Here is a 3,396-nt window from a genome sequence, read left to right as displayed (position 1 = left end):
CGGGTGCGGCTGGTCGGCGCCGACGCGCGCCCGGCGAGCCTGCGTGCCGCGCTGCGCGACGAGGGGCACGTGGCGGTCGCGATGCTCGGTCTCGATGCGTCGAGTCGGACGGCGCTCGCCACCGTCGCCGCCGCGCTCGATGATACGTGCTGGCGGCGCGACGGCGGCGGGAAGTGGCTGCGTCTGTGGACGCGCGTCTGCACGCCCGCCGACACGGCCAGGCCGCGTATCAGATCACATGAAACAGATACAGCAGGATGATGATCGGGATCGGTATCCCGAGGAACCAGAGAAACACGCCACGCATGACCGGACCTCCAACTGTTGTCCGGTCGGAACGCCTTGAAAGCGCGACGGTTGCGCTGACGCCTCAGCGCAGCCCTTCGCAGAAAGCGCGGATGCGCCGGCACGCCTCGGCGAGCAGCGCGTCGCCGGTGGCGGTACTAATCCGTACATATGGACTCATGCCGAAGCCCGGTCCGGCGACGGTCGCGACATGCGCCTCTTCCAGAAGCGCCAGCGCGAAATCCTCGTCGGTGTCGATGCGCCGCCCCCCGGCGGTGGTGCGACCGAGGCAGCCCGCGACGCTCGGGAACACATAGAACGCGCCCTCCGGCCGGTGGCAGTGGATGCCGGGACAGGCATTGAGGCCGTCCACCACGAGATCGCGTCGGCGGCGATACACCTCGCGCTGCACCGCCACCTGCTCTTGCGGCCCGTCGAGGGCGGCGGCGGCGGCGGCCTGTCCGGGCATGGACACGCCCGACGTCGCCTGTCCCTGCACGTTGACCATCGCGCGGATCAGCGGCGCCGGCCCGCCCGCGTAGCCGATGCGCCAGCCGGTCATGGCATAGGTCTTGGACACGCCGTTGATCGTCAGCGTGCGGTCGCGCAGGTCCGGGGCGACCTGCGCCATGGTGGCGAAGCGGAAGCCGTCGAACACCAGATGCTCGTACATGTCATCGGACATGATCCAGACATCGGGATGGCGGCGCATCACCTCGGCGATGGCGGCGAGTTCGTCGGCGGACGCGGCGGCGCCGGTCGGGTTGTTGGGGAAGTTCAGCAGCAGCCATTTCGTGCGCGGCGTGATGGCGGCGGCGAGCGCCTCGGGCTGGAGCTTGAAGCCGGCGTTCTGCGGACAGGAGACGTATGTCGCCTCGCCGCCCGCGAAGCGCGCCATCAGCGCATAGGCGCCCCAGTACGGCGCGGGGATCAGCACCTCGTCGCCCGGGTCGATCGTCGCCATGAAGGCGTTGAAGATCGACTGCTTGCCGCCGTTGGTCACCGCGATCTGATCGGGCGCGAAATCAAGGCCGTTGTCGCGCAGGAACTTGCGCCGGATCGCGTCCTTGAGCGCGGGCGTGCCGTCATGCGGCGCGTATTTCGTCTCGCCCCGCAGCGCCGCCTCGTGTGCCGCCGCGATCGCGTGCGGGGGCGAGGCGAAGTCCGGCTCGCCGATCGTCAGCGAGATGACGTCGTGGCCCGCCGCGCGCAGCGAGCGGGCCAGCACCGTCATCTGGATGGTCGCGGCGACCGGCACCCGGTCGAGCCGCCGGGCGAGCGCCGGCATGGTCAGACGAGGGCGGCGCAGAAGCGCTGGATACGCGTGCAGGCCTCGCGCAGGCTCGCGGTATCCGTCGCGTAACTGATGCGGAAATGGCCGGGATACATGAACGCCGCGCCGTGGACGGCGGCGACGCCCGTCTCGTCGAGCAGCGCCATCACGAACGCCTCGTCGTCGGTGATCCTGGCACCCTTGGGCGTCGTCTTGCCGACGCAGCCATGGATGCCGGGGAAGACGTAGAACGCGCCCTCGGGCTTGTGGCAGGTGACGCCCGGCGCCTCGTTGAGCATGGCGACGACGAGGTCGCGGCGCTCCTTGTACACGCGGCGCATCTCGTCGATCGTGTCCTGCGGACCGTTGAGCGCCTCCACGGCGGCGGCCTGGCTGATGGAGGACGTGTTGGACGTGCTCTGGCTCTGCAGCTTGTCCATCGCCTTGATCAGCGCCACCGGCGCGCCGGCGAAGCCGATGCGCCAGCCGGTCATCGCATAGGCCTTGGAGCAGCCGTTCATCGTCACGGTGCGCTCGCGCAGGCGCGGTTCGACCTCCACGATCGTCGCGGGGCGGAAGCCGTCATAGGTCAGCTTTTCGTAGATATCGTCGGTGAACACCCACACGTCCGGGTGGCGCAGCAGCACGTCGCAGATCGGGCGCAGCTCCTCGGCCGAATAGGCGGCGCCGGTCGGGTTGCACGGGCTGTTGAGCATGAACCACTTGGTGCGCGGCGTGATCGCCGCCTCCAGATCCTCGGCGCGCAGCTTGAAGCCGTTGTTCTGACCGCAGGGGACGATCACCGGTTTGCCGTCAGCGAGCACCACGATGTCTGGATAGCTGACCCAGCAGGGCGAGGGGATGATCACCTCGTCGCCCGCGTCCAGCGTCGCCACCATGGCGTTGAAGATGACCTGCTTGCCGCCGGTCGAGACGATGATTTCCTCCGGCTTGTAGTCGATGCCGGAATCGCGGCGGAACTTGTCGGCGATGGCGCGGCGCAGGGCGGGCGTGCCGGCGACGTCGGTGTATTTCGTGTCGCCCGCCTCGATCGCGCGGATGGCGGCGGCCTTGACGTTGGCCGGCGTGTCGAAATCGGGCTCCCCGGCGGAGAGGCTGATGATGTCGCGCCCCTCGGCCTTCAGCGCCCGCGCCTTGGTCGAGATGGCGATGGTCTGGCTGGGGCTGATGCGGTTCAGGCGGGCAGCGGTCAGCGACATAGGCGGCGTCCTGCGGGGGTTGCAAAAAAGCGGCCGGACGCTACGCCCCTGCCCCCCGCGCCGCAACGGGTCGTCGCGTCCGGCCGCACATGGCAGGCACGGCCCAGGCGGCCAGCAGGCAGGCGGCGACCACCGCCATCACCACGGTCGCCAGCGCGAACACCTCGGGCGTCGCGCCCAGATGGAGCTGGCTGAACAGCACCATCGGCAGGGTCGTGGCGCCGGGGCCGGAGACGAAGCTCGCCACCACGACGTCATCCAGCGACAGGGTGAAGGCCAGCAACCAGCCGGACAGCAGCGCGGGCGCCAGCAGCGGCAGGGTGACGGTCGCGAACACCACGGACGGGCGGGCGCCAAGGTCGGCCGCCGCCTCCTCCGTCGCCGGGCCGAGATCGGCGAGGCGCCCCTGCACCACCACCGCGACATAGGCCAGCGCGAAGGACGCATGCGCGAGGGTGATCGTCCCCGCCCCGCGCCGGACGCCGAGGGCAACGAACAGCAGCAGCAGCGACAGGCCGATCACCACGTCCGGCAGCACCAGCGGCACCGCGACCGCCCCGGCGAAGGACGCGCGCCCCGCAAATCGGCCGCCGCGCGCCAGCACGAGGCCCGCCGCCG

4 protein-coding genes are annotated in these 3,396 nt (G+C 70.3%); 1 reads left to right on the top strand and 3 read right to left on the bottom strand.

Annotated features, from left to right (window positions below; translation table 11 throughout):
- Positions 1–261: hypothetical protein (locus B8460_RS22205; RefSeq protein ID WP_158322918.1), on the top strand; the 261-nt coding region annotated here is incomplete at its 5' end.
- A 109-nt stretch (positions 262–370) separates the two neighbouring features.
- Here B8460_RS22205 and B8460_RS16065 read toward each other — a convergent pair.
- The 3 genes from B8460_RS16065 to B8460_RS16055 all read right to left on the bottom strand — a co-directional run.
- A complete protein-coding gene (locus tag B8460_RS16065) occupies positions 371–1,573 on the bottom strand; it encodes a pyridoxal phosphate-dependent aminotransferase (RefSeq protein ID WP_048862624.1) in 1,203 nt (400 codons plus the stop codon).
- Positions 1,574–1,575: 2 nt separating this feature from the next.
- Entirely contained in the window at positions 1,576–2,778 is a 1,203-nt protein-coding gene (locus B8460_RS16060) for a pyridoxal phosphate-dependent aminotransferase (RefSeq protein WP_048862623.1), read from the bottom strand.
- A gap of 40 nt (positions 2,779–2,818) precedes the next feature.
- The coding region (locus tag B8460_RS16055) for an ABC transporter permease subunit (protein ID WP_048862622.1) at positions 2,819–3,396 on the bottom strand (578 nt) is incomplete at its 5' end.

Source organism: Acidisphaera rubrifaciens HS-AP3, from assembly GCF_000964365.1.
GTDB lineage: Bacteria > Pseudomonadota > Alphaproteobacteria > Acetobacterales > Acetobacteraceae > Acidisphaera > Acidisphaera rubrifaciens.
Note: the sequence above shows the minus strand (reverse complement) of the source record. Positions and strands in the feature narration are given on the sequence as shown.

Excerpts from the sequence above, each read along its gene's own strand:
- B8460_RS16065 (WP_048862624.1), bottom strand. The coding sequence starts at position 1,573 with ATGCCGGCGCTCGCCCGGCGGCTCGACCGGGTGCCGGTCGCCGCGACC.
- B8460_RS16060 (WP_048862623.1), bottom strand. The coding sequence starts at position 2,778 with ATGTCGCTGACCGCTGCCCGCCTGAACCGCATCAGCCCCAGCCAGACC.